Source organism: New Jersey aster yellows phytoplasma (assembly GCF_002554195.1).
Lineage (GTDB): Bacteria > Bacillota_I > Bacilli_A > Acholeplasmatales > Acholeplasmataceae > Phytoplasma.
This window is the reverse complement of record NZ_MAPF01000038.1, coordinates 1-1,115: the sequence shown is the minus strand read 5'-3', so window position 1 is coordinate 1,115 and position 1,115 is coordinate 1. Positions and strand designations below refer to the sequence as shown.

Here is a 1,115-nt window from a genome sequence, read left to right as displayed (position 1 = left end):
TATTTTAGTTATAGTACTAAAGATTGATAGTACTAAAGATTGAAATATGACATAAGGTAAATAATTTAATCAATTATTTCTACTTTGTCTTTTCCAAAAAAATAAATAGCTAAATCGACTATGATTTTATTTTTGGCCTCTTCATAAGTAATGTATGGGTCTAAAAAACATTTTTGATATGCTTCTTTTCCGAATTGTCGCAATAAATCATCAACATCTTTACAAGTTTTATCATAAGGTGGTAAAATGCGTCTAATTTCGTAAATAATATTTTCTTCTTTAAGTTGTTCTCCTAAGGCTTCACTTCGTTTTTGACCTGTTTCATCATTATCTAAGGCAATAATTACTTTGATATTTTCTTTTTTTAGAATTTCTATTTGTGATTTAGAAAGTAGTTGAGTGACACAAATGAGACCGACAACGTTTTTAATATTGTTTTGCCAACAACTAATGACATCGAAAAAACCTTCATGAATAATAATGGTTTTCATTTGTTTAATATAAGGTAACGCTTCAAAAAAACGATAACTGAAATGAAAAGTAGGTGTTTGACTAAAATTATTGAGGGATTTATATTTAGGTTGGAAATAAGAAACTTCGCGAAAGTTATTTTGATAAAAATGAAATGTTTTATTATATCCGTTTTCAATGGGGATAATGATGGAACCATGAAAAGTATCGTGATAATATGTTTTATTTTGTTGATTGGTTTTATCTTTGATAAAACCATATTCGATTAATTTTGTTGTATCGATATTTTGCTTTTTACAATAATTTACTAAACGAAAAGATAAAGGTTTATCAGATAATGGGGCATAACCTAGTTTAAATTCTTGGATAGTTTCTAGAGTTAATTTTCTTTTTTGGGTTAAATATTCTAATCCTAGGTAAGATTCATTATTTCGGTTAGTGGTTAATAAATAATGATAATAATCTCTAATTTGGTTGAATAAAGGCGATATTTCTTTAAATAATTGTGTTTTTGTAGCGTTAATTTCTTTTTCATCAATTGGGTTGTTGATTTTATTGTGGTGGTATTGATATTTAAAAGGTTCGTAAGAAATATTAGGGGTTGAAGTTTGTTGTTGGATTAAGTTTTTAAATTCTTGAGTTTT

The 1,115-nt window shown here is 26.3% G+C and carries 1 protein-coding gene; it reads right to left on the bottom strand.

Going from position 1 to position 1,115, the window contains the following annotated elements; genetic code table 11:
- Positions 1 to 65: 65 nt before the first annotated feature.
- Positions 66 to 1,115, bottom strand: a 1,050-nt coding sequence (locus BBA70_RS01495) for a toprim domain-containing protein (RefSeq protein WP_252861521.1), incomplete at its 5' end; no start/stop codon positions are given.